At 62.0% G+C, this 19,581-nt stretch carries 22 protein-coding genes; 18 read left to right on the forward strand and 4 right to left on the reverse strand.

The annotated features are described in order from the left end of the window. Positions 1 to 175: 175 nt before the first annotated feature. The 6 genes from GGD57_RS24345 to GGD57_RS24370 all read left to right on the forward strand — a co-directional run bounded on the left by GGD57_RS24345 (position 176) and on the right by GGD57_RS24370 (position 5,891). Entirely contained in the window at positions 176 to 1,219 is a 1,044-nt protein-coding gene (locus GGD57_RS24345) for an aldo/keto reductase (RefSeq protein ID WP_184472785.1), read from the forward strand. 374 nt (positions 1,220 to 1,593) lie between these two features. Next, positions 1,594 to 2,058 (forward strand): 30S ribosomal protein S6, encoded by a 465-nt coding sequence (gene rpsF / locus GGD57_RS24350; RefSeq protein ID WP_184472786.1) that lies wholly within the window; start codon positions 1,594 to 1,596, stop codon positions 2,056 to 2,058. 14 nt (positions 2,059 to 2,072) lie between these two features. Next, the gene (gene rpsR / locus GGD57_RS24355) at positions 2,073 to 2,321 is read left to right on the forward strand and encodes a 30S ribosomal protein S18 (RefSeq protein ID WP_003547038.1); all 249 of its coding nucleotides are present in this window, start codon (positions 2,073 to 2,075) and stop codon (positions 2,319 to 2,321) included. Between the two features lie 223 nt (positions 2,322 to 2,544). Continuing rightward, positions 2,545 to 3,465 carry a DUF2232 domain-containing protein gene (locus GGD57_RS24360; RefSeq protein WP_432443400.1) on the forward strand — a complete coding sequence of 307 codons (921 nt, stop codon included), beginning with the start codon at positions 2,545 to 2,547 and terminating at the stop codon, positions 3,463 to 3,465. 21 nt (positions 3,466 to 3,486) lie between these two features. Further along, positions 3,487 to 4,065 (forward strand): 50S ribosomal protein L9, encoded by a 579-nt coding sequence (gene rplI / locus GGD57_RS24365; protein WP_085736759.1) that lies wholly within the window; start codon positions 3,487 to 3,489, stop codon positions 4,063 to 4,065. A 329-nt stretch (positions 4,066 to 4,394) separates the two neighbouring features. After that, positions 4,395 to 5,891: a replicative DNA helicase gene (locus GGD57_RS24370; protein WP_184472841.1), complete on the forward strand. Its 1,497-nt coding sequence runs from the start codon at positions 4,395 to 4,397 to the stop codon at positions 5,889 to 5,891. Between the two features lie 24 nt (positions 5,892 to 5,915). Here GGD57_RS24370 and GGD57_RS24375 read toward each other — a convergent pair whose 3' ends face one another. The 3 genes from GGD57_RS24375 to GGD57_RS24385 form a co-directional block, all read right to left on the reverse strand. Then, positions 5,916 to 6,218, reverse strand: coding sequence for an AzlD family protein (locus tag GGD57_RS24375; RefSeq protein ID WP_184472788.1), 303 nt, complete (start codon positions 6,216 to 6,218; stop codon positions 5,916 to 5,918). Further along, the gene (locus GGD57_RS24380; RefSeq protein WP_184472789.1) at positions 6,215 to 6,934 is read right to left on the reverse strand and encodes an AzlC family ABC transporter permease; all 720 of its coding nucleotides are present in this window, start codon (positions 6,932 to 6,934) and stop codon (positions 6,215 to 6,217) included. The genes GGD57_RS24375 and GGD57_RS24380 overlap by 4 nt, the downstream gene beginning before the upstream one ends. Before the next feature lie 67 nt (positions 6,935 to 7,001). Beyond that, the gene (locus GGD57_RS24385) at positions 7,002 to 7,823 is read right to left on the reverse strand and encodes a helix-turn-helix transcriptional regulator (RefSeq protein WP_085736756.1); all 822 of its coding nucleotides are present in this window, start codon (positions 7,821 to 7,823) and stop codon (positions 7,002 to 7,004) included. A gap of 190 nt (positions 7,824 to 8,013) precedes the next feature. On the opposite strand from GGD57_RS24385, the gene alr reads away from it, so the two are divergent. The 7 genes from alr (at position 8,014) to GGD57_RS24420 (ending at position 14,359) form a co-directional block, all read left to right on the forward strand. Next, positions 8,014 to 9,177, forward strand: coding sequence for an alanine racemase (gene alr, locus GGD57_RS24390; protein WP_184472790.1), 1,164 nt, complete (start codon positions 8,014 to 8,016; stop codon positions 9,175 to 9,177). A 46-nt stretch (positions 9,178 to 9,223) separates the two neighbouring features. Further along, positions 9,224 to 9,481: a type II toxin-antitoxin system ParD family antitoxin gene (locus GGD57_RS24395; RefSeq protein ID WP_184472791.1), complete on the forward strand. Its 258-nt coding sequence runs from the start codon at positions 9,224 to 9,226 to the stop codon at positions 9,479 to 9,481. Beyond that, positions 9,477 to 9,788 (forward strand): type II toxin-antitoxin system RelE/ParE family toxin, encoded by a 312-nt coding sequence (locus GGD57_RS24400; RefSeq protein ID WP_348645998.1) that lies wholly within the window; start codon positions 9,477 to 9,479, stop codon positions 9,786 to 9,788. The genes GGD57_RS24395 and GGD57_RS24400 overlap by 5 nt, the downstream gene beginning before the upstream one ends. After that, on the forward strand, positions 9,788 to 11,188 hold the full coding sequence (gene radA, locus GGD57_RS24405) for a DNA repair protein RadA (RefSeq protein ID WP_184472793.1): 1,401 nt from the start codon (positions 9,788 to 9,790) through the stop codon (positions 11,186 to 11,188). Before GGD57_RS24400 ends, radA begins: the two co-directional genes overlap by 1 nt. Positions 11,189 to 11,278: 90 nt before the next feature. Next, positions 11,279 to 11,896: a CvpA family protein gene (locus GGD57_RS24410; protein WP_184472794.1), complete on the forward strand. Its 618-nt coding sequence runs from the start codon at positions 11,279 to 11,281 to the stop codon at positions 11,894 to 11,896. 152 nt (positions 11,897 to 12,048) lie between these two features. Then, entirely contained in the window at positions 12,049 to 13,539 is a 1,491-nt protein-coding gene (gene purF / locus GGD57_RS24415; RefSeq protein WP_184472795.1) for an amidophosphoribosyltransferase, read from the forward strand. A 79-nt stretch (positions 13,540 to 13,618) separates the two neighbouring features. After that, positions 13,619 to 14,359: an SDR family NAD(P)-dependent oxidoreductase gene (locus GGD57_RS24420; protein WP_184472796.1), complete on the forward strand. Its 741-nt coding sequence runs from the start codon at positions 13,619 to 13,621 to the stop codon at positions 14,357 to 14,359. Between the two features lie 10 nt (positions 14,360 to 14,369). Here the strand turns inward: GGD57_RS24420 and GGD57_RS24425 are convergent, their stop codons facing one another. Then, complete coding sequence (locus tag GGD57_RS24425) at positions 14,370 to 15,074, reverse strand: glycoside hydrolase family 25 protein (RefSeq protein WP_184472842.1); 705 nt, start codon at positions 15,072 to 15,074, stop codon at positions 14,370 to 14,372. 400 nt (positions 15,075 to 15,474) lie between these two features. On the opposite strand from GGD57_RS24425, the gene cysS reads away from it, so the two are divergent. The 5 genes from cysS (at position 15,475) to pip (ending at position 19,468) form a co-directional block, all read left to right on the forward strand. Further along, positions 15,475 to 16,866 carry a cysteine--tRNA ligase gene (gene cysS, locus GGD57_RS24430; RefSeq protein WP_184472797.1) on the forward strand — a complete coding sequence of 464 codons (1,392 nt, stop codon included), beginning with the start codon at positions 15,475 to 15,477 and terminating at the stop codon, positions 16,864 to 16,866. Between the two features lie 208 nt (positions 16,867 to 17,074). Beyond that, entirely contained in the window at positions 17,075 to 17,551 is a 477-nt protein-coding gene (locus tag GGD57_RS24435; RefSeq protein WP_184472798.1) for a GFA family protein, read from the forward strand. Further along, positions 17,548 to 18,036 carry a GFA family protein gene (locus tag GGD57_RS24440; protein ID WP_184472799.1) on the forward strand — a complete coding sequence of 163 codons (489 nt, stop codon included), beginning with the start codon at positions 17,548 to 17,550 and terminating at the stop codon, positions 18,034 to 18,036. The genes GGD57_RS24435 and GGD57_RS24440 overlap by 4 nt, the downstream gene beginning before the upstream one ends. Beyond that, a complete protein-coding gene (locus GGD57_RS24445) occupies positions 18,033 to 18,509 on the forward strand; it encodes a GFA family protein (protein WP_184472800.1) in 477 nt (158 codons plus the stop codon). Before GGD57_RS24440 ends, GGD57_RS24445 begins: the two co-directional genes overlap by 4 nt. Further along, a complete protein-coding gene (gene pip, locus GGD57_RS24450; RefSeq protein WP_184472801.1) occupies positions 18,506 to 19,468 on the forward strand; it encodes a prolyl aminopeptidase in 963 nt (320 codons plus the stop codon). The genes GGD57_RS24445 and pip overlap by 4 nt, the downstream gene beginning before the upstream one ends. Positions 19,469 to 19,581 lie beyond the last annotated feature (113 nt).

A 19,581-nucleotide genomic window follows, 5' to 3' on the forward strand; every position in this document is an offset into this window, starting at 1 on the left:
AATTGACATTCTTTCCGGCAGAGTCAAGTGGCGGCCCGTTCTGCGCAAAGCCTTTCGCACACGCGCAAAAGCCAGGTTTTTGCTCTTGCGCTCCGCCAAATCGAGCCTAGATTTGCCCCATCCTTCCCAAGGCTTCAGCTCCCTCCCAAGGCTTCACCTCTCTCAAGGTTTTCTCATGAAGTACAAAACACTAGGCCGCACCGACATTTCCGTTTCAGAGATTTGCCTTGGCACCATGACATGGGGCTCGCAGAACAGCGAAACCGACGCGCATGCGCAGATGGATTACGCCGTCGAAAAGGGCGTCAACTTCTTCGATACAGCCGAACTCTACCCGACCACCCCGCTTTCGGCCGAAACGCAGGGCTGGACCGAAGACTATATCGGCAGCTGGTTCGGCAAATCCGGCAAGCGTGGAGATATCGTGCTCGCCACCAAGGTCGCCGGCCGCGGCCGCGACTATATACGCGGTGGCGAAGGCGCGGATGCGAAGAATATCCGCCTGGCGCTCGAAGCCAGCCTGAAGCGGCTGAAGACCGATTATATCGACCTCTACCAGGTCCACTGGCCGAACCGCGGCCATTTCCATTTCCGCCAGAACTGGAGCTACAATCCCTTCAATCAGGATCGCGACAAGGCCGTCGCCAACATGCTCGACATCCTGGAGACGCTGGGCGCGCTGGTGAAGGAAGGTAAGATCCGGGCGATCGGCCTTTCCAACGAAACCACCTGGGGCATCCAGAAATATCTGACGCTATCGGAACAGAAGAGCCTGCCGCGCGTGGCCAGCGTCCAGAACGAATACAATCTGCTCTACCGCCATTTCGACCTCGATCTCGCCGAACTCTCGCATCACGAGGATGTCGGGCTGCTCGCCTATTCGCCCCTCGCCGGCGGCATCCTCACCGGAAAATATGTCGACGGCGGCAGGCCGAAGGGGTCGCGCGGCTCGATCAACCCCGATATCGGCGGCCGCCTGCAGCCATTGCAGGAACCGGCGACCAAAGCCTATCTGCAGATCGCCCGCAAATTCGGCCTCGACCCGGCGGCCATGGCGCTTGCCTTCTGCCTGTCCAGGCCCTTCATGGCGTCGGCCATCATCGGTGCCACCTCGATGGAGCAGTTGAAAATCGATATCGGCGCGGCCGACCTGACGCTTTCGGACGAGGTGCTCACGGAGATTGCCAAGGTGCACCGGCAGTATCCGCTGACGCTGTAATTCTGTTCCTTTAGGCATACCCGACGCTGATTCAGTGAGAGCGTGATGTCGCCCCAAAACCGCTCGCAGTTTTCGGCATCACGCTCGGCCACTGGCTTACATCCGGTTTCCGGCGTCCGATTGCGCTTGCCTTTGCCCGAAAAATCCGTATAAGCCGCCCTGTTCGTTAACCCGGTCTTCTGGCTGGTGGCTGAACGGAGGGCCGGTTTCCATGCGGAAATCGTTCGGAACGGAAGCGTTCCAGCCTCTCGTGTCTCCGCTCTCGACCGTCTCGGAAAACGCTTTCTTGCCTGGGTCCGCCCAATCAGGAGCAGTCGTTGAGGCTTAGCCGCCGAATATCGGGTTGAACCAAACGCAAGAAAGGCAAAGCTGTCATGGCTCTTTATGAACATGTATTCCTTGCCCGGCAGGATATTTCCGCTCAGCAGGTCGATGCCCTCGTAGAACAGTACAAGGGTGTGATCGAAGCTAACGGCGGTAAGGTCGGGCGTATCGAGAACTGGGGCCTCAAGTCCCTCACCTACCGCATCAAGAAGAACCGCAAGGCGCACTACGCCCTGATGGACATCGATGCACCGGCTGCTGCCGTCCAGGAAATGGAACGTCAGATGCGCATCAGCGAAGACGTTCTTCGCTACATGACCATCGCCGTCGAGAAGCATGAAGAAGGCCCGTCTGCCATGATGCAGAAGCGCGACCGCGACGACCGCGGCCCGCGCGAAGGTGGCGACCGCGGCCCGCGCCGCGACTTCGGCGACCGTGGCCCGCGTCCGCCGCGTGAAGGTGGCTTCGGCGACCGTGAAGACCGTCCGCGCCGTCCGCGCGAAGACCGTGCATAAGGGAGATCTGAGATATGTCTGAAACTTCCTCCGCTCCGGTCCGCCGCCCGTTCCATCGCCGCCGCAAGACCTGCCCGTTCTCCGGCGCCAATGCGCCGCGGATCGACTACAAGGACGTACGCCTGCTGCAGCGCTACATTTCCGAGCGCGGCAAGATCGTTCCGTCCCGCATCACGGCCGTTTCCCAGAAGAAGCAGCGCGAACTCGCCCAGGCGATCAAGCGCGCCCGTTTCCTCGGCCTGCTGCCTTACGTCGTCGCCTGATCGGCCGACGTGACCAACTGATGAGGGAAGGCATTCGTGCCTTCCCTTCTCCCTTCTGCGATGGGCGCGGATCGGAACTCTTAAAACCCATGTTGAGACGTTTCTGAATTCGATTCAGCAACATCCTCTAACTGCTTGATGAAGCAGGACAGCGACCTTGAAACGACCGAACATTAGAACGCTGCTGATCGGCGCACTCGCCGGCTTGACCGCCTTCCTGCTGATGCTGGGGGCGAGCATGCAGCCGTCGTTTTTCAGCGCGCTTCTCTATACGGCCTCGGCACTGCCGATCCTGATCGTCGGGCTCGGCTGGGGCAATGCCGCCGCGATCGCGGCGGTCGTCGTGGCTGCAGCACTCGGCGCGATCGTCATGTCGCCGTCCTTTGCGCTGATCATGACGCTGGTGACGCTGCTGCCGGCCGGCTGGCTCAGCCATCTCGCCAATCTCGCGCGTCCCGCTTCCGAACTCGGCGGCCCCGACCATCTGCTTGCCTGGTACCCGCTGTCAGATATTCTGCTGCATCTCTGCGGCCTGGTGACGCTCGCCGTCATCGTCATCGGCGTGATGATCGGCTACGGGCCTGCGGTCACCGATCAGATCGTCGATCTGCTGATCGCCTCGGTCAAGGAACAGCAACCGGACTTCATGCCCGATCCGGCAGCGACCGCGCAGACCAAATCGCTGATCGTGCTGATGCTGCCAGCCGTGCAGGGCGGCATGTGGGTCTCCATGCTGTTTGCCGCCTATTATTTTGCGGTGCGCATCGTCGCCGCCTCCGGCCTCGGCCTTCGCCCGCGCGAGGACATTCCTTCGTCGCTGCGCATGAACCGCAACTCGATCTTCATCTTCCTCGCCGGGCTTGCCGCCTGCTTCTTCGGCGGCGTTCCGGCGCTGATCGGCGCGACCGTGACGGGGACTTTCGGCGCCGGCTTCATGCTCTCCGGCTTCGCCTCGCTGCATTTCCGCACGCGCGGCAAGGACTGGCGTTTGCCGGCCCTCATCCTCAGTTACCTAGCATCGATGCTGATGCTGCTGCCCGCTTTCCTCATCCTCGTTCTCGGTCTCAGCGATACGCGCAAAGCGATCGCGCTGACCCCGACGAAAGATGCCGATGCCCCCAAACAAACCGATACGAAAATCTGAGACACAAGAAAGGTAAAGAAAATGGACGTCATTCTTCTCGAACGCATCTCCAAGCTCGGCCAGATGGGCGAAACCGTAAAGGTTCGCGACGGCTTTGCCCGTAACTACCTGCTGCCGCTCGGCAAGGCGCTGCGCGCCAACGCCGCCAACAAGGCCCGCTTCGAATCCGAGCGCGCAACGCTCGAAGCCCGCAACCTCGAGCGCAAATCGGAAGCCCAGAAGGTTGCCGACGTTCTCGACGGCAAGTCCTTCATCGTCGTTCGCTCCGCCGGCGAAACCGGCCAGCTCTACGGTTCGGTCGCTGCCCGTGACGTCGTCGAGATTCTCGCCGCCGAAGGCTTCAACATCGGCCGCAACCAGGTTCACCTGAACACGCCGATCAAGGCGATCGGCCTGCACAAGGTCGAGCTGCAGCTGCATGCCGAAGTCGAAATCCACGTCGAGCTGAACGTTGCCCGCTCCGCCGAAGAGGCAGAGCGCCAGGCAAAGGGCGAAGAGCTCACCTCGGTCGACGCGATCTACGGCGTTGACGAAGACGCGCTGCGTCCTGAGGATTTCTTCGATCCGGAAGCCGACGGCATCGACGAAGACGAAGCATAATTCTCGTCGGAGCGATCCGCGACAGAAAGCCCGGCCATCGTGCCGGGCTTTTTCGTTGGGGATTTTCAGGATGTTTTTGCTGCGAGCTTTGTCGCGTCGCGGTAAAATAGTGTTCTCCGAAACGGATGGGCTGAGTCGGCGCCATACCGTGTCGTGCGGGTGACACTGCCAGTATTTCTCCACTGTGTCGCCCAGGACTGTGGAGAAGTCGAACAACGTGCACAGCGTTCAGGATTTAACCGAAGCGAGCCGCCGCTCCTTTCGCAGCCTCTTGATTTTCGCGTCCGGAATTGCAAATCCGGAACTGGAAAAAGACAGAACGGATGATGATGAACGACGCCGCTCGAAAGATTGCAGCCGTTGCTCCGTCGGAGCAGCACTATCGCGAAGCACCCAACAATATCGAAGCCGAGCAGGCGCTTCTGGGTGCGATCCTGATGAACAACGACGCCTATTACCGGGTGTCCGACTTCCTCAAGCCGATCCATCTCTATGAGCCGCTGCACCGGAAGATTTTCGAGGTTGCCGGCGATATCATCCGCATGGGCAAGATCGCCAATCCGGTGACGATCAAGACCTTCCTGAAGGCCGACGAGAAGGTCGGCGACATGACGGTTTCGCAATATCTGGCAAGCCTCGTCAGCAATGCCGTCACGGTCATCAATGCCGAGGATTACGGCCGGGCGATCTACGATCTGGCGCTGCGCCGGGCGCTGATCACCATCGGCGAAGACGTCGTCAACATCGCCTATGACGCGCCGCTCGACATGCCGCCGCAGTCGCAGATCGAGGATACGGAACGCCGCCTTTTCGAGCTCGCCGAAAACGGCCGCTACGACGGCGGTTTCCAGGCCTTCAACGATGCGGTGGCGCTGGCGATCGACATGGCGGCCGTCGCCAAGGAACGTGACGGCGGGCTTTCCGGCATTTCCACCGGCATCCATTCACTGGATTCCAAGATGGGCGGCCTGCAGCGTTCGGACTTGATCGTGCTGGCCGGACGCCCCGGCATGGGCAAGACCTCGCTTGCCACGAACATCGCCTACAATATCGCCGCCGCCTACGAGCCCGACATTCAGGCAGATGGCTCGACAAAGGCGAAAAACGGCGGCGTCGTCGGCTTCTATTCGCTAGAAATGTCGTCCGAACAGCTCGCCACCCGTATCATCTCCGAGCAGACGGAAGTCTCGTCCTCGAAGATCCGCCGCGGCGACATCAACGATGCCGATTTCGAAAAGCTGGTCGCCTGCTCGATGATGATGCAGAAGGTGCCGCTCTATATCGACCAGACCGGCGGTATCTCGATCGCCCAGCTTTCGGCGCGCGCGCGCCGTCTCAAGCGTCAGCGCGGCCTTGACGTGCTTGTGGTCGACTACATCCAGCTGATGACCGGCTCGGGCAAGTCAAGCGACAACCGTGTGCAGGAAATCACCCAGATCACCACGGGCCTCAAAGCACTCGGCAAGGAGCTCAACGTTCCGATCATCGCGCTCTCGCAGCTTTCGCGTCAGGTCGAAAGCCGCGACGACAAGCGGCCGCAGCTTTCCGACCTTCGCGAATCCGGCTCGATCGAGCAGGACGCCGACGTCGTGCTCTTCGTGTTCCGCGAGGAATACTACGTCAAAAATTCGGAGCCGCGCGACATCCAGGATCCGAAATATCCGGAATGGGAAGCGCTGTTCGACAAGGTGAAGGGCACGGCCGACGTCATCATCGCCAAGCAGCGCCATGGGCCGACGGGCACGGTGAAGCTCGCCTTCCAGTCGGAATTCACCCGCTTCGCCGATCTCGCCGATCCCTCCTTCACCCATTACGAGGAACATTGACGCGGTTTCCCGCGTCGATTTCCCTTAGAGCCCAACGGCCCGCAACAGCGCAACCGTCGTCACGCCAACCACGACGCTTGCAAGCATCGGCAGGCGGCGTGCAGCGATGGCGGTTACCGCGCAGGCCAGCGTCTCCGCCCAACCGACCGCAAAGGCGGTTGGGGCGATGACGGCCATCAGCACGGCCGGCGGAATGGCTTCGATCGCCGTTCTCCGCCGCTCGTCCATCTCTATGTAACGGATCAACACGAGGCCGCTAACGCGGGTGAAGACCGTTGCGGCAGCCATCGCGAGGATGGCGATAAGGGTGTTGAAGTCGAGCGTCATGCCGCTTGCTCCCGCGCCCTGCCCTGCCAGAGGGCCATTGCCAGCCCGGCCAGCGCACCGGCGGCGATATACCAGACCCCGGGGACGAAGTGATGAACCGCAACGGAGGCGGCACCGCTTGCCGCGAGGACGGCGCCGGTTTCCGGGCCTTTCCAGAAGCCCATGACGAGCACGACGAAAACCGCCGGAAAGGCGAAGTCGAGGCCGATGACGGCAGGATTGCCGAGAAAGGCGCCGAGCAGAGCGCCCGTCAGCGACGAGCCGACCCAGGTGAGGTAGAACGGCGCGACGATGCCGGCATACCAGGCGGGTGTCAGCCGTGTGCTACCGGCGCGGAATTCCGCCATGGCCCAGAGCTCGTCGGCGAGGAAGAGCATGGCGATATAGCGTTTGATGCCGGGGAAGGACTGCATTTTCGTGCCGATCGACGCGCTCATCAGCACGTGGCGGATATTGACCAGCAGGGCGGCGAAGCCAATACCGATCCAGCTTGCCGGATGCGTCCAGATGTCCATCGCCACGAATTGCGAGCCGCCCGCAAAGACAAGTGCGCTCATCAGCGTCGTTTCCAGCGGCGAAAGGCCCTTGGTGGCCGCGACCGCGCCGAAGACGAGACCGATCGGCAAGACAGCGACGACAAGCGGAAAGATGGCGCGCATTCCGGCAAGAAATTCGCCGATAGAAAATTCACCGGATGGCCGGCTGTGCTGCAACATGGCAACCTCCTGATCAAGATCGCGGAGGGTTAGCCCAGCCCGCCATGGCTGTATTGAACGAAAGTGATCAGCCGGTGCGGAATTGGCCGGGGGTTACGCCCGTGCGCGCCTTGAAGTGCCGGGTGAAATGCGCCTGATCGGCAAAACCGCATTCGAGCGCGATGTCGGCCGGCATGCGCCCCTGCCGCAGCAGGCGGCGGGCCACCTGCACGCGCCGATCGGTGAGGAAGGCATGCGGGGTGATGTGATATTCCTTGCGGAAGGCGCGGATGAGGTGAGCGCGGCTCAATCCCGCCACGCCGGCCAGTTCCTCGAGGCCGACATCGCTGTCGAAATTCTCGATGAGATATTCGCGGGCGCGGGCGACCGCGCTTCGTTCCTGCGTATCGACAGGCACGACGATCGTGCTGCCGTGGCGCGCGAAGATCGCCGCCAGCACCGAGAACATGCTTTCATCGGCCTCCAGCGCGCCTGCTCCCCTTTCGAGCGTGCGGTGGGCGGCATGAAACGCATTGGCAAGTTGCGGATCGCGCGGAAGCGCACTGGAGAAAGACGGCGTCGCGTGGAAGGCTTTGCCCGTGACATCTTCCAGAATATCGACGAACAGCTTGGTATCCGGATAGATCATGCGATAGCGGTAGCCTTCGCCGCCGGGCGTGCCGTCATGAACGACGCCGGGATCGATGAGATAAAAATCACCCGGGCCGGTTTCCTCTTTCCTGCCGCTGAGAGTAGCGATCTGAGTGCCGCTTTCGATCGCGCCGATGCTGAACGTATCGTGTGCGTGCGGCGCGTATTCGTGCGTCAGGAAAGTGGCGCTCAGGCACTCCATATCGCGGAAGCGGCCATCCCGCCAGAAGCGGGCCGTTTCCACGTTGGCAAGCGGCATGGCGTCTGCCGCCTCTTTCTGCGATACGTTGTGCATCCGGTTAGATTAACGCCGAAGCCAGCATGCGTCTTGAACAAAAGTGATCGTGCAAGAAGCAAAGAGTGGTATGTGGCTGCCTGCGCTTTCCCTTGACCGCAATGCTCTCTAGACTGGTCCCAAGCGGTTTCCTTCCACTCTTTCACGGCGATTCATGACAGATTTTCCTATTCCCTTCGAAGACGACGATCTTTTTGCATCCGCAGGCCTGCGGCTGACCGTCGACCTGGCGGCCTTGACGGAAAACTGGCGCGACATGGCGCGCCGCTCCGGTGCGGCGCGTGCTGCGGCCGTCGTCAAGGCGGATGCCTATGGCATGGGCATCGAGGATGCCGGCGAAGCGCTCTATATGGCAGGCGCCCGCGACTTCTTCGTTGCGACCGTCGACGAAGGCGTGACACTTCGCCTCTATGCGCCGGATGCCCGCATCTTCGTGCTGTCAGGCATATGGCCAGGCACCGAGCGGCGCTTCTTCGACAATGATCTGGTGCCGGTGATTTCCTCCGACGAGCAGCTTGCCTTCTGGATGGCCGTGCTTGCCGATTACGGCGACTACCCCTGCGCGCTGCATGTCGATACCGGCTTCAATCGGCTGGGGCTGCACATGGACGATGCGATCGCGCTCGCCGACGACGTCTCGCGGCCGGCGAGTTTCGCGCCGGTGCTCGTCATGAGCCATCTTGCCTGCGGCGACGATCCCAGCCATGCGATGAACCGGCGGCAGCTCGAATCATTCCGCAGGGTTAGCGCCGCCTATGAAGGCATCGATTCAAGTCTTGCCGCTTCGGCCGGCATCTTTCTCGGCGAGGATTATCACTTCGACCTGACGCGGCCGGGCATTGCGCTTTATGGCGGCGAAGCGGTCTGCGGCATGGCAAACCCGATGCGGCCGGTCGCAACGGCTGAAGCCCGCATCATCCAGGTGCGCAGCGTCGAGGCCGGCGAGACCGTCAGCTATGGAAGGGCGCTGCAGCTTCGCCGCGACAGCCGGCTGGCGATCGTTTCGGCCGGTTATGCCGACGGCTACATGCGCAGCCAGTCGAGCGGCGGCGTGCCGCTGCGCCAGGTGGTACCGCAAGGTGGACAAGGCTTCATCGCCGGACACAAGGTGCCGGTCGCCGGCCGGATCACCATGGACCTGACGATCTTCGATATCACCGATTTGCCCGAGAACGCCGTGCGCGCCGGCGACTATGTCGAGCTGTTCGGGAAGAACGTGGCGCTTGACGACGTGGCGCGGGCCGCCGGCACGATCGGCTACGAGATCCTGACCAGCATGGGTCTACGCCACGAGCGGCGCTATGTTGCCGAGGAATAGGAATATTCTCGGCTGATTGCTATATATCCGGCAAAAGGAGTCCGCCATGACGACAATCCGGCTCAACGCCGCCGAAGAAGCCTTTGTCGAACAGCAGATCAAGGCTGGATATTATGACAATGCCGATGACGTGGTTCAGGCCGGTCTTGAGCTTCTGCGCGAACGCGAAACGAAGACCGCGAAGCTCCGCGCCCTCATCGAAGAGGGCCAGGACGATATCGATAAAGGGCGGGTCGTATCGTTCGACAGCGCCGAAGAGTTGACGGCATTGATTTTACGAGAAGCTGCGGAGACCGATCATTAGATCCCGCCGCCTCACCCTCTCCCGCAAGGCCATTGACGATCTGACATCCATGTTCCGCTATATCGCAAGGGACGATCCCGTCGCGGCCAAGCGCCTCATCGATCAGATCGGCCAGAAGATCGAGCAGATCGCGCGATCGGGTTTTACGGGCGTCAATCGCAACTGGTTGAGCCCAGGGCTCAGAGCCATTATCCACAAAAATCGTTGCATCTATTTCGTCGTCCGGGACGACGAACTTCATGTGCTGCGCGTCCTGCATGGACGGGAAGACGCCTCACCTGAAGATTTTATTGAAAGCAGTCACTGATGGCGAAGGCCAGGACACAATTCATATGCCAGAACTGCGGCACGGTTCATAACCGCTGGGCCGGCAAGTGCGAGAACTGCGGCGCGTGGAACACCATCGTCGAAGAAGACCCGATGGGCGGGATCGGCTCCGGTCCAGGCAAGACACCGAAAAAAGGCCGGCCGGTAACGCTGACGGCGCTGTCGGGCGAAATCGAGGAGGCGCCGCGCATCCATACCGCCATGTCGGAGCTCGACCGGGCGCTCGGCGGCGGCTTCGTGCGTGGATCGGCCGTGCTGATCGGCGGCGATCCCGGTATCGGCAAATCGACGCTGCTGATGCAGGCGGCGGCCGCTCTTGCGCGGCGCGGCCACAAGATCATCTACGTCTCCGGCGAAGAAGCCGTGGCGCAGGTCCGGCTGCGGGCACAGCGCCTTGCGGCGGCCGATACCGATGTGATGCTGGCGGCCGAGACCAATGTCGAAGACATTCTGGCGACGCTGGCCGAGGGCAAGCGGCCGGACCTCGTCATCATCGATTCCATCCAGACGCTGTGGAGCGAACTTGCCGAATCCGCGCCGGGAACGGTAACGCAGGTGCGCACCGGCGTGCAGGCGATGATCCGTTTCGCCAAGCAGACCGGAGCCGCCATGGTGCTGGTCGGCCACGTCACCAAGGACGGGCAGATCGCCGGGCCGCGCGTCGTCGAGCACATGGTCGATGCCGTGCTCTATTTCGAAGGCGATCGCGGCCATCACTACCGCATCCTGCGCACGGTCAAGAACCGCTTCGGCCCGACCGACGAGATCGGCGTCTTCGAAATGTCGGACCGGGGACTGCGCGAGGTTGCCAACCCCTCGGAGCTCTTCCTCGGCGAGCGCAACGAGAAATCGCCGGGTGCTGCGGTCTTTGCCGGCATGGAGGGCACGCGCCCCGTGCTCGTCGAGGTGCAGGCGCTGGTGGCGCCGACCTCGCTCGGCACGCCCAGGCGTGCCGTGGTCGGCTGGGATTCGGCCCGGCTGTCGATGATCCTCGCTGTGCTGGAAGCCCATTGCGGCGTCAGGCTCGGCCAGCACGACGTCTATCTCAACGTCGCCGGCGGTTACCGCATCACCGAACCGGCGGCCGATCTTGCCGTCGCCTCGGCGCTCGTTTCCTCGCTTGCCGGTATTGCCCTTCCTGCCGATTGCGTCTATTTCGGCGAAGTCAGCCTGTCGGGCGCCATCCGGCCGGTTGCGCACACCGCCCAGCGCCTCAAGGAAGCCGAGAAGCTGGGCTTTTCCGCAGCGCTGCTTCCGTCCGCCTCCGCCGAGTTGCCGAAGGGCTCCGGCGGGCGCTGGAGCGAAGTCGAAAGCCTGCCGGATCTGGTTGCGCGCATTGCCGGGTCGAAGGGAGCGCTGCGTGTGGAAGACGAGGTTTGATCCTTTCATTGCCAAGATTGGTGATGATATAGGAGGCACACGATAAGGCACGACACGGCCGTCAAGCGGCAGTCCTGGAGTTGAAATTACATGCCCATTACGATTTTCGACGGTATTGTCATCGGCGTCGTGCTCTTCTCCGCCGTGCTGGCGATGGTCCGCGGCTTTTCGCGCGAGATCCTCTCGATCGCGAGCTGGGGCGGTTCGGCGGCGGCGGCCTATTACCTCTATCCCTACCTGCTGCCCTATGCGAAGAAATACACCGATGACGACCGTATCGCGATCGTCGGCTCGGCAGCGGTCGTCTTCCTGATCGCGCTCATCGTCATCTCCTTCATCACGATGAAGATTGCCGATTTCATCATCGACAGCCGCGTCGGCGCGCTCGACCGCACGCTCGGCTTCCTGTTCGGGGCAGCACGCGGCGTGCTGCTCCTGGTCGTCGCCGTCGCCTTCTGGAACTGGCTGGTGGATGCCGATCACCGCCCGGCCTGGGTCAACGACGCGAAGTCGAAGCCCTTCCTGGATTCGATGGTCGTGAAGCTGAAATCGGTTCTGCCGGAGCAATTTGCCCAGATGATACCGGCGAGCATCCGTGATAAGCTTCAGCCGCCGGCACAGGGCGCTGAAGGTACCAATCCGCCGGCGGGCGACCAGGCTCCGGCGGAAGACGCACCCGCCGCGCCTGCACAGCAGCCAGCGAATTGACACAGTGTTCAAGAGCTTGACCCGCCTTTCGGCAATTGCCATTTGAGCGGGACGTAAAATGAGGGGGGGCCGGCCGGGCATTTCAGCTCAGCCGGGCCTCAATTGTTTCTGGAAATGCCGATCCATTCTTGTGAGAGCAGAGGCCCGCAGAAATGAACCAGTCCCATTCTATCCCGACCGACGATCCGCTCGACGGAGATACGCTGCATGAAGAATGCGGTGTTTTCGGAATTTTGGGACATCCCGATGCCGCAGCACTCACGGCTCTCGGCCTGCATGCGCTTCAGCATCGCGGACAGGAAGCGGCCGGCATCGTCGCTTTCGACGGCAAGCGCTTTTACCAAGAGCGCCATATGGGCCTCGTCGGCGATCACTACACCAATCCGATGACGCTCGCCCGCCTGCCCGGCAGCATGTCGATCGGCCATACGCGTTACTCCACGACAGGCGAAGTGGCGATGCGCAACGTCCAGCCGCTGTTTGCCGAGCTTGAGGAAGGCGGCATCGCCATTGCCCATAACGGCAATTTCACCAACGGCCTGACGCTGCGCCGCCAGATCATCGCGACCGGGGCCATCTGTCAGTCTACCTCCGATACCGAAGTCGTCCTTCACCTGATCGCCCGCTCCCGCCATACATCCACGGCCGATCGTTTCATCGACGCCATCCGCCAGATGGAAGGCGGCTATTCGATGCTTGCCATGACGCGCACCAAGCTGATCGCCGCGCGTGACCCCACCGGCATCCGGCCGCTCGTGATGGGCGAACTGGACGGCAAGCCGATCTTCTGCTCGGAAACCTGCGCGCTCGACATCATCGGCGCCAAGTTCATCCGCGACGTCGAAAACGGCGAAGTCATCATCTGCGAAATCCAGCCGGACGGCTCGATCAGCGTCGATGCGCGCAAGCCGAGCAAGCCGCAGCCGGAGCGACTCTGCCTGTTTGAATATGTCTATTTCGCCCGGCCGGATTCGGTCGTCGGCGGCCGCAACGTCTATACGACGCGCAAGAACATGGGCATGAACCTCGCCAAAGAATCGCCGGTCGATGGCGACGTCGTCGTGCCGGTGCCGGATGGCGGCACGCCGGCGGCACTCGGCTATGCGCAGGAAAGCGGCATTCCCTTCGAATACGGCATCATCCGCAACCATTATGTCGGCCGCACCTTCATCGAGCCGACCCAGCAGATCCGCGCCTTCGGCGTGAAGCTGAAGCATTCGGCCAACCGGGCAATGATCGAAGGCAAGCGCGTGGTGCTGGTCGACGATTCCATCGTGCGCGGCACGACCTCTCTCAAGATCGTCCAGATGATCCGCGAAGCCGGGGCCCGCGAAGTCCATATCCGCGTTGCCAGCCCGATGATCTTCTTCCCGGACTTCTACGGCATCGATACGCCCGATGCCGAAAAGCTGCTGGCAAACCAGTATGCCGATGTCGAAGCCATGGCCAAATATATCGGCGCGGACTCGCTTGCCTTCCTGTCGATCAACGGGCTTTACCGCGCCGTCGGCGGCGAGGATCGCAATCCGGCCCGCCCGCAATTCACCGACCACTACTTCACCGGTGACTACCCGACCCGCCTGCTCGACAAGAACGGCGAGTCGATGGGCAACAAGCTTTCGATGCTTGCCAGCAACGGCTGAGCCGCTTCCGCTTTGACTTTCCTATCAGGGGCGCTTATTGCGCCCCTTACCTTTTCAAGCACATCCGGAACCGGGGCAGATGAACATCAATCTTGAGGGCAGGATCGCACTCGTCACCGGTGCGTCGCGCGGTATCGGCTATTTCACGGCGCTGGAACTGGCAAAAGCCGGCGCCCATGTGATTGCCTGCGCCCGCACAGTCGGCGGGCTCGAGGATCTCGATGATGCGATCAAGGCCATCGGCGGCACCGCGACGCTGGTGCCCTTCGACCTTGCCGACATGAACGCGATCGACGCGCTCGGCGGCTCGATCTTCGAGCGCTGGGGCAAGCTCGACATTCTCGTCGCCAATGCCGGCGTGCTCGGGGTGATTTCGCCGATCGGCCATATCGAGGCGAAGGTGTTCGAGAAGGTGATGACCATCAACGTCACCGCGACATGGCGGCTGATCCGCTCGGTCGATCCACTGCTGGCGCGCTCGGATGCCGGCCGCGCCGTCATCCTGTCCTCTGGGGCCGCACACAAGTGCCGTCCCTTCTGGGGCGCCTATTCCGCTTCCAAGGCCGCCGTCGAGGCGCTGGCGCGCACCTGGGCCGGCGAGAGCCAGTCAACGCCATTGCGCATCACCAGCGTCGATCCAGGCGCGACCCGCACCGCCATGCGGGCGCAGGCCGTGCCCGGCGAGGATCCGCAGACGCTGCCGCATCCTTCCGAGGTCGCCAAGGCGATCCTGCCGCTGCTGGGGCCTGGTGTGACCGAGACGGGCAAGCTGTTCATCGTGCGGGAAAACAAGCTCGTCGATTACCGGCTGCCGGAATAGGCCGGACGTCTCACTTGGCTGCAACGGCTGGGAATAGATGCGCCAAGCCCGTTTCCGACGGGCATAGCGCATTGAGGTCCACCGCTCCCTGAATGCCGTCGACAGTGCCGTTGTCGGCAAATTGCCAGATCGACCAGCGACGGCAGCCTTGCTGCGCCGGCTCCTTGAAGACGCTTCGCAGCCAGAGATAATGCTCGGGGAAGCGGGCTTCATTGCCTTTCAGATACTGATCGAAGAATTCCTGCGTGACGTAGAAAATCGGCTTTTCCGAGAAGGTGCCTTTCAGCTCGGTGAAGAAGGCGTTCACCTCGGTTGCCATTTCATCGAGCGTCGGGACCTTGTTGCAATTGCCGACGAACTCCAGGTCGACGGCAATCGGCAGGGTTCCCTCCTGCTTCGGCACGGTCGCCAGAACATTCTGCGCCTGATCCTTGCCCGGACGGCAGAAGGTGAAGAAATGATAAGCGCCCCTGACCACGCCGGCCTCTCCCGCGCGCTGCCAGTTCTCGGCGAACCTGGAATCCTTGTGATCGCCGCCTTCGGTCGCCTTCATCATCGCAAAACGTACGTTCGGCTGTGCGGCAACCGTCTTCCAATCGATGTCGCCCTGGTGATGGCTGACATCGATGCCTTGGATCGGATGGCTTGATAAAGACGGATTGTTGAAACGAAGCATTCCGAAATCGTATGCGAAATAAGCAGCGGATGCGACCATCAGAATTGATGTCGCCCCGATCGTTCCCCAGAGAAAGCCTCTCACTCATTCCCCCCTATTTTCAGCAGCCTGCCAACTGGCTATTTGCGATTTGTGCCGTGAAAATGGCGGACGAGCCTCAGGGCGCGGACTGTGTCTTCGGGGGGAGTTCGTCCTTGCATTCGCGGTGCCGGATAAGTCGCTTCGGTTGCCGCCGCATCGCTCCCCGCCCCTCTTGACCAAATGCCATTCCCACGCCATAAATCGCGCCATGAAAACGGTTACCTGCATTATCTGCCGGAAGATTATTCGCTAGCGCAAGCGCTGGCCCGGCCGTTTTCGTCTCCCAGATAGTCAAGATGCGAAACGCCCCGGCCCGCCGGTCGCGATATTTGTCTGATCGTGCATTTGGGAGAATGGAATGGACGCGACGCCGGAACTGAAGCTGTACAACACGCTGACGCGGGAGAAATCGGTGTTTTCGCCGATCGATGCCGAGAACGTCCGCATGTATGTGTGCGGCCCGACGGTCTATGACTTCGCCCATATCGGCAATGCCCGGCCGGTCATCGTCTTCGACGTGCTGTTCCGGCTGCTGCGCCATATCTATGGCCAAGATCATGTCACCTATGCCCGCAACATCACCGACGTCGACGACAAGATCAATGCGCGGGCGTTGAGAGATCATCCGGGCCTGCCGCTGAACGATGCGATCCGCGCCGTCACCGAAAAGACCGAGACGCAGTTTCACGCCGATGTCGCCGCGCTCGGCTGCCTGGAGCCGAATGTCGAGCCGCGCGCCACCGACAATATCAAAGAGATGACCGAGATCATCGAGAAGCTGATCGGCAACGGCCACGCCTATGTCGCAGCCGGCGAAGTGTTGTTCGACACCAAATCCATGGCGGATTACGGCCAGCTTTCGAAGCGCCCGCTCGACGAGCAGCAGGCCGGCGCCCGCGTCGCGGTCGATGCGCACAAGAAGAACCCGGGCGATTTCGTGCTCTGGAAACTGTCGAGCCACAACGAACCCGGCTGGGAGAGCCCCTGGGGCCGCGGCCGGCCGGGCTGGCATATCGAATGCTCGGCGATGAGCCGGCGTTATCTCGGCGATGTCTTCGACATTCACGGCGGCGGGCTGGATCTGATCTTCCCGCATCATGAAAACGAAATCGCCCAGTCGCGCTGCGCCCACGGCACCGAGGTGATGGCGAATGTCTGGATGCATAACGGCTTCGTGCAGGTCGAAGGCCGCAAGATGTCGAAATCCGAAGGCAATTTCGTCACCATCCACGATCTGCTGCACACGCAGATCTTCGGCGGGCGGAAATGGCCGGGCGAAGTGCTGCGCCTTGCCATGCTGATGACGCATTACCGCGAGCCGATCGATTTCTCGATCAAGCGGCTGGAAGAAGCCGAACGCCTGCTCGCCAAATGGCCGGCGACGGAAGCCGGCGATGCCGCGCCGGATGAGAGCGTGCTGAACGCGCTGGCCTACGACCTCAACACGGTGGCGGCGGTGCAGGCGCTGCATGCACTGGCGCAATCCGCTCATACGGATCCCACCGCGGGCGCCACCTTTGCCGCAACGGCTTCCCTCCTCGGCCTGTTGCCGAAGAAAGCCGAAATCGACGAAGCGGTTGCAGCCGCAGTCGATGCGCTGGTTGCGATGCGGCTCGAAATGCTGAAGGCGAAGAACTTCGCCGAGGCCGACAAGATCCGCGACGAATTGACCGCGAAAGGCATCCAACTGAAGGACGGCAAGGATGCGGTGACCGGCGCGCGGGTGACGACCTGGGAGATGAAGCGGTGAGAGCGGTGTCCGGGGATAAGGCCCCTCCCCAACCCCTCCCCACAAGGGGGAGGGGCTACGGTGCCGCACTGCTCCGAAAACACCTCACCGCAACCGCAAACATTCGAAGCGGAAGCGAAGACGGCGCCGCGAGAGAGCCCTCCCCCTTGTGGGGAGGGTTGGGAGGGGACTTGGCTTTTAGCTCTGAGGCCCAGCGGAGGAAAAATCGATGACCACCTATACCGGCGGCTGCCAATGCGGGGCGATCCGGTTTCGGGCGCGGGGGACGCCGCCGGATTCGTCGATCTGTCATTGCCGCATGTGCCAGAAGGCATTCGGCGGCTATTATGCGCCGCTGGTTTCTGTGCGGGGGATGGAGTTCGAATGGACGCGGGGAACACGTAAGACCTTCCGCTCCTCGAATTTCGTCGAGCGCGGCTTTTGCGCCGATTGCGGCACCCCGCTGACCTATGAAGCGCCGGATGGAATGGCGGTGGCCGCGGGTGCATTCGACGATCCGTCGTTGCTGCCGCCGACCATCCAATGGGGTGTAGAAGGCAAGATCGGCTTCGTCGATCATCTGCACAAACTGCCCGCAGAGCGAACCGAGGCGGATCTGACGGCCGGTTCTTTCCTGCACGAACTGGTTTCCTATCAGCATCCCGACCACGATACACCTGTCTGGCCACCGGAGGATCGCGCATGACGAAAACGGCAGGGCATACGGGCGGATGCCAGTGCGGCGCAGTTCGCTATCGCGCGCGCGGTGAACTCGGTTATCCCCATATCTGCCATTGCCGCATGTGCCAGAAGGCGGCCGGCAATTATTTCCTGCCGCTGGCGGTGGCCAAGCGTCAGGATTTCGAACTGACGCGCGCAGAGCCCAAATGGTTCCGCTCGTCCGATCTCGTGCGGCGCGGCTTTTGCGGCGATTGCGGCACGCCGCTGTTCTACGACATTCCGGAAACGGACTTCATCAACATCGCGCTCGGCTCGCTTGACGAGCCCGAGGTGGTCAAGCCCGTGATGCAGTCGAATACCGGCCGCAAGATGTCCTGGTTTCACGCGATCGACGGCCTGCCGCTGGAACCCGAGCCGGACACGTCCGAGCGCGAAGATGCGATCGCGGCGAGCAATCATCAGCATCCCGACCATGATACGAAAAGCTGGCCACCCGGAGAAACCCCATGACGGATAAAATCAGAACAGGCGGATGCCAGTGCGGCGCCGTGCGTTTCCGCATATCAGGCGCGCTCGGGCGTCCCTCGATCTGCCATTGCCGCATGTGCCAGAAGCAGTTCGGCGGCTTCTTTTCCGCGCTCGTCACCACGCCCGAGGAAGGAATGGAGTGGACGCGCGGCGAGCCGAACTATTTCCAGTCCTCGATCAATATCGAGCGCGGCTTCTGCAGCAATTGCGGCACGCCGATGACCTACCGGCATCCGGGCGGCCTGGAGCTTGCCATCGGCACCTTCGACGACCGCAGCGATCTCGCACCGCAGATCCAGGTCAATTACGAGGCCCGCCTGCCCTGGGTCGAGGAAATCTTCGACGCCCCTGTTCACAAGGACCCGGATTTCTACGCGCGGCAGGAGGCGATCATCTCCTTCCAGCATCCCGATCACGACACCGCCGTCTGGCCCGCGAAAGGCGTGAAGATATGACCGAGAGACTGCGCACGCTCTATCCCGAGATCGAAGCCTATGCCTCCGGTCATCTCGATGTCGGCGATGGCCATGTGATCTACTGGGAGCGCTCGGGAACGCCTGGCGCCAAACCGGCCGTCTTCCTGCATGGCGGCCCGGGCGGCGGCTTTTCACCCGCCCATCGCCGGCTCTTCGATCCCCATCTCTACGATGTCATGCTGTTCGACCAGCGCGGCTGCGGCAGGTCGACGCCGCATGCGGATCTCAATGCCAATACCACCTGGCACCTCGTCGCCGATATCGAGCGGCTGCGGGAGATGGCCGGCGTCGAGACATGGCAGGTGTTCGGCGGCTCCTGGGGGTCGACGCTGGCGCTCGCCTATGCCGAGACGCATCCGGAGCGGGTCTCCGAGCTCATCCTGCGCGGCATCTATACGCTGACCAAGGCCGAACTCGACTGGTACTATCAGTTCGGCGTCTCGGAGATGTTCCCCGACAAGTGGGAGCGCTTCATCGCTCCCATTCCGCCGGAGGAACGGCATGAGATGATGCATGCCTATCATCGCCGCCTGACGCATGAGGACAGGAATGTGCGCCTTCAAGCAGCGCAGGCCTGGAGCATCTGGGAAGGCGAAACGATCACGCTGCTGCCGGAACCTTCGACGAGCGGCAAGTTCGAGGAGGCGGAATTCGCCTATGCCTTTGCCCGCATCGAGAACCATTTCTTCGTCAATGCCGGCTGGATGGACGAGGGACAATTGATCCGCGATGCCGGCCGGCTCAAGGATATTCCCGGCGTCATCGTGCATGGCCGCTACGATATGCCCTGCCCGGCAAAATATGCCTGGCGGCTGCACAAGGCCTGGCCGAAGGCGGAATTCCACCTGATCGAAGGCGCGGGCCATGCCTATTCGGAGCCGGGCATTCTCGATCGGCTGATCCGGGCGACGGATAAGTTCGCCGGGAAGCCAGACTGATCACTGGGGGCAGCCCCTCACCCTAGCCCTCTCCCCGCTTGCGGGGAGAGGGGACGTGCCCTGCGAAACGATGCGGCATATCCCTTGTCCCCGTCAGAAAGGGGAGAAGGGAT

This window comes from Rhizobium esperanzae (genome assembly GCF_014197615.1).
GTDB classification, from domain to species: domain Bacteria; phylum Pseudomonadota; class Alphaproteobacteria; order Rhizobiales; family Rhizobiaceae; genus Rhizobium; species Rhizobium esperanzae_A.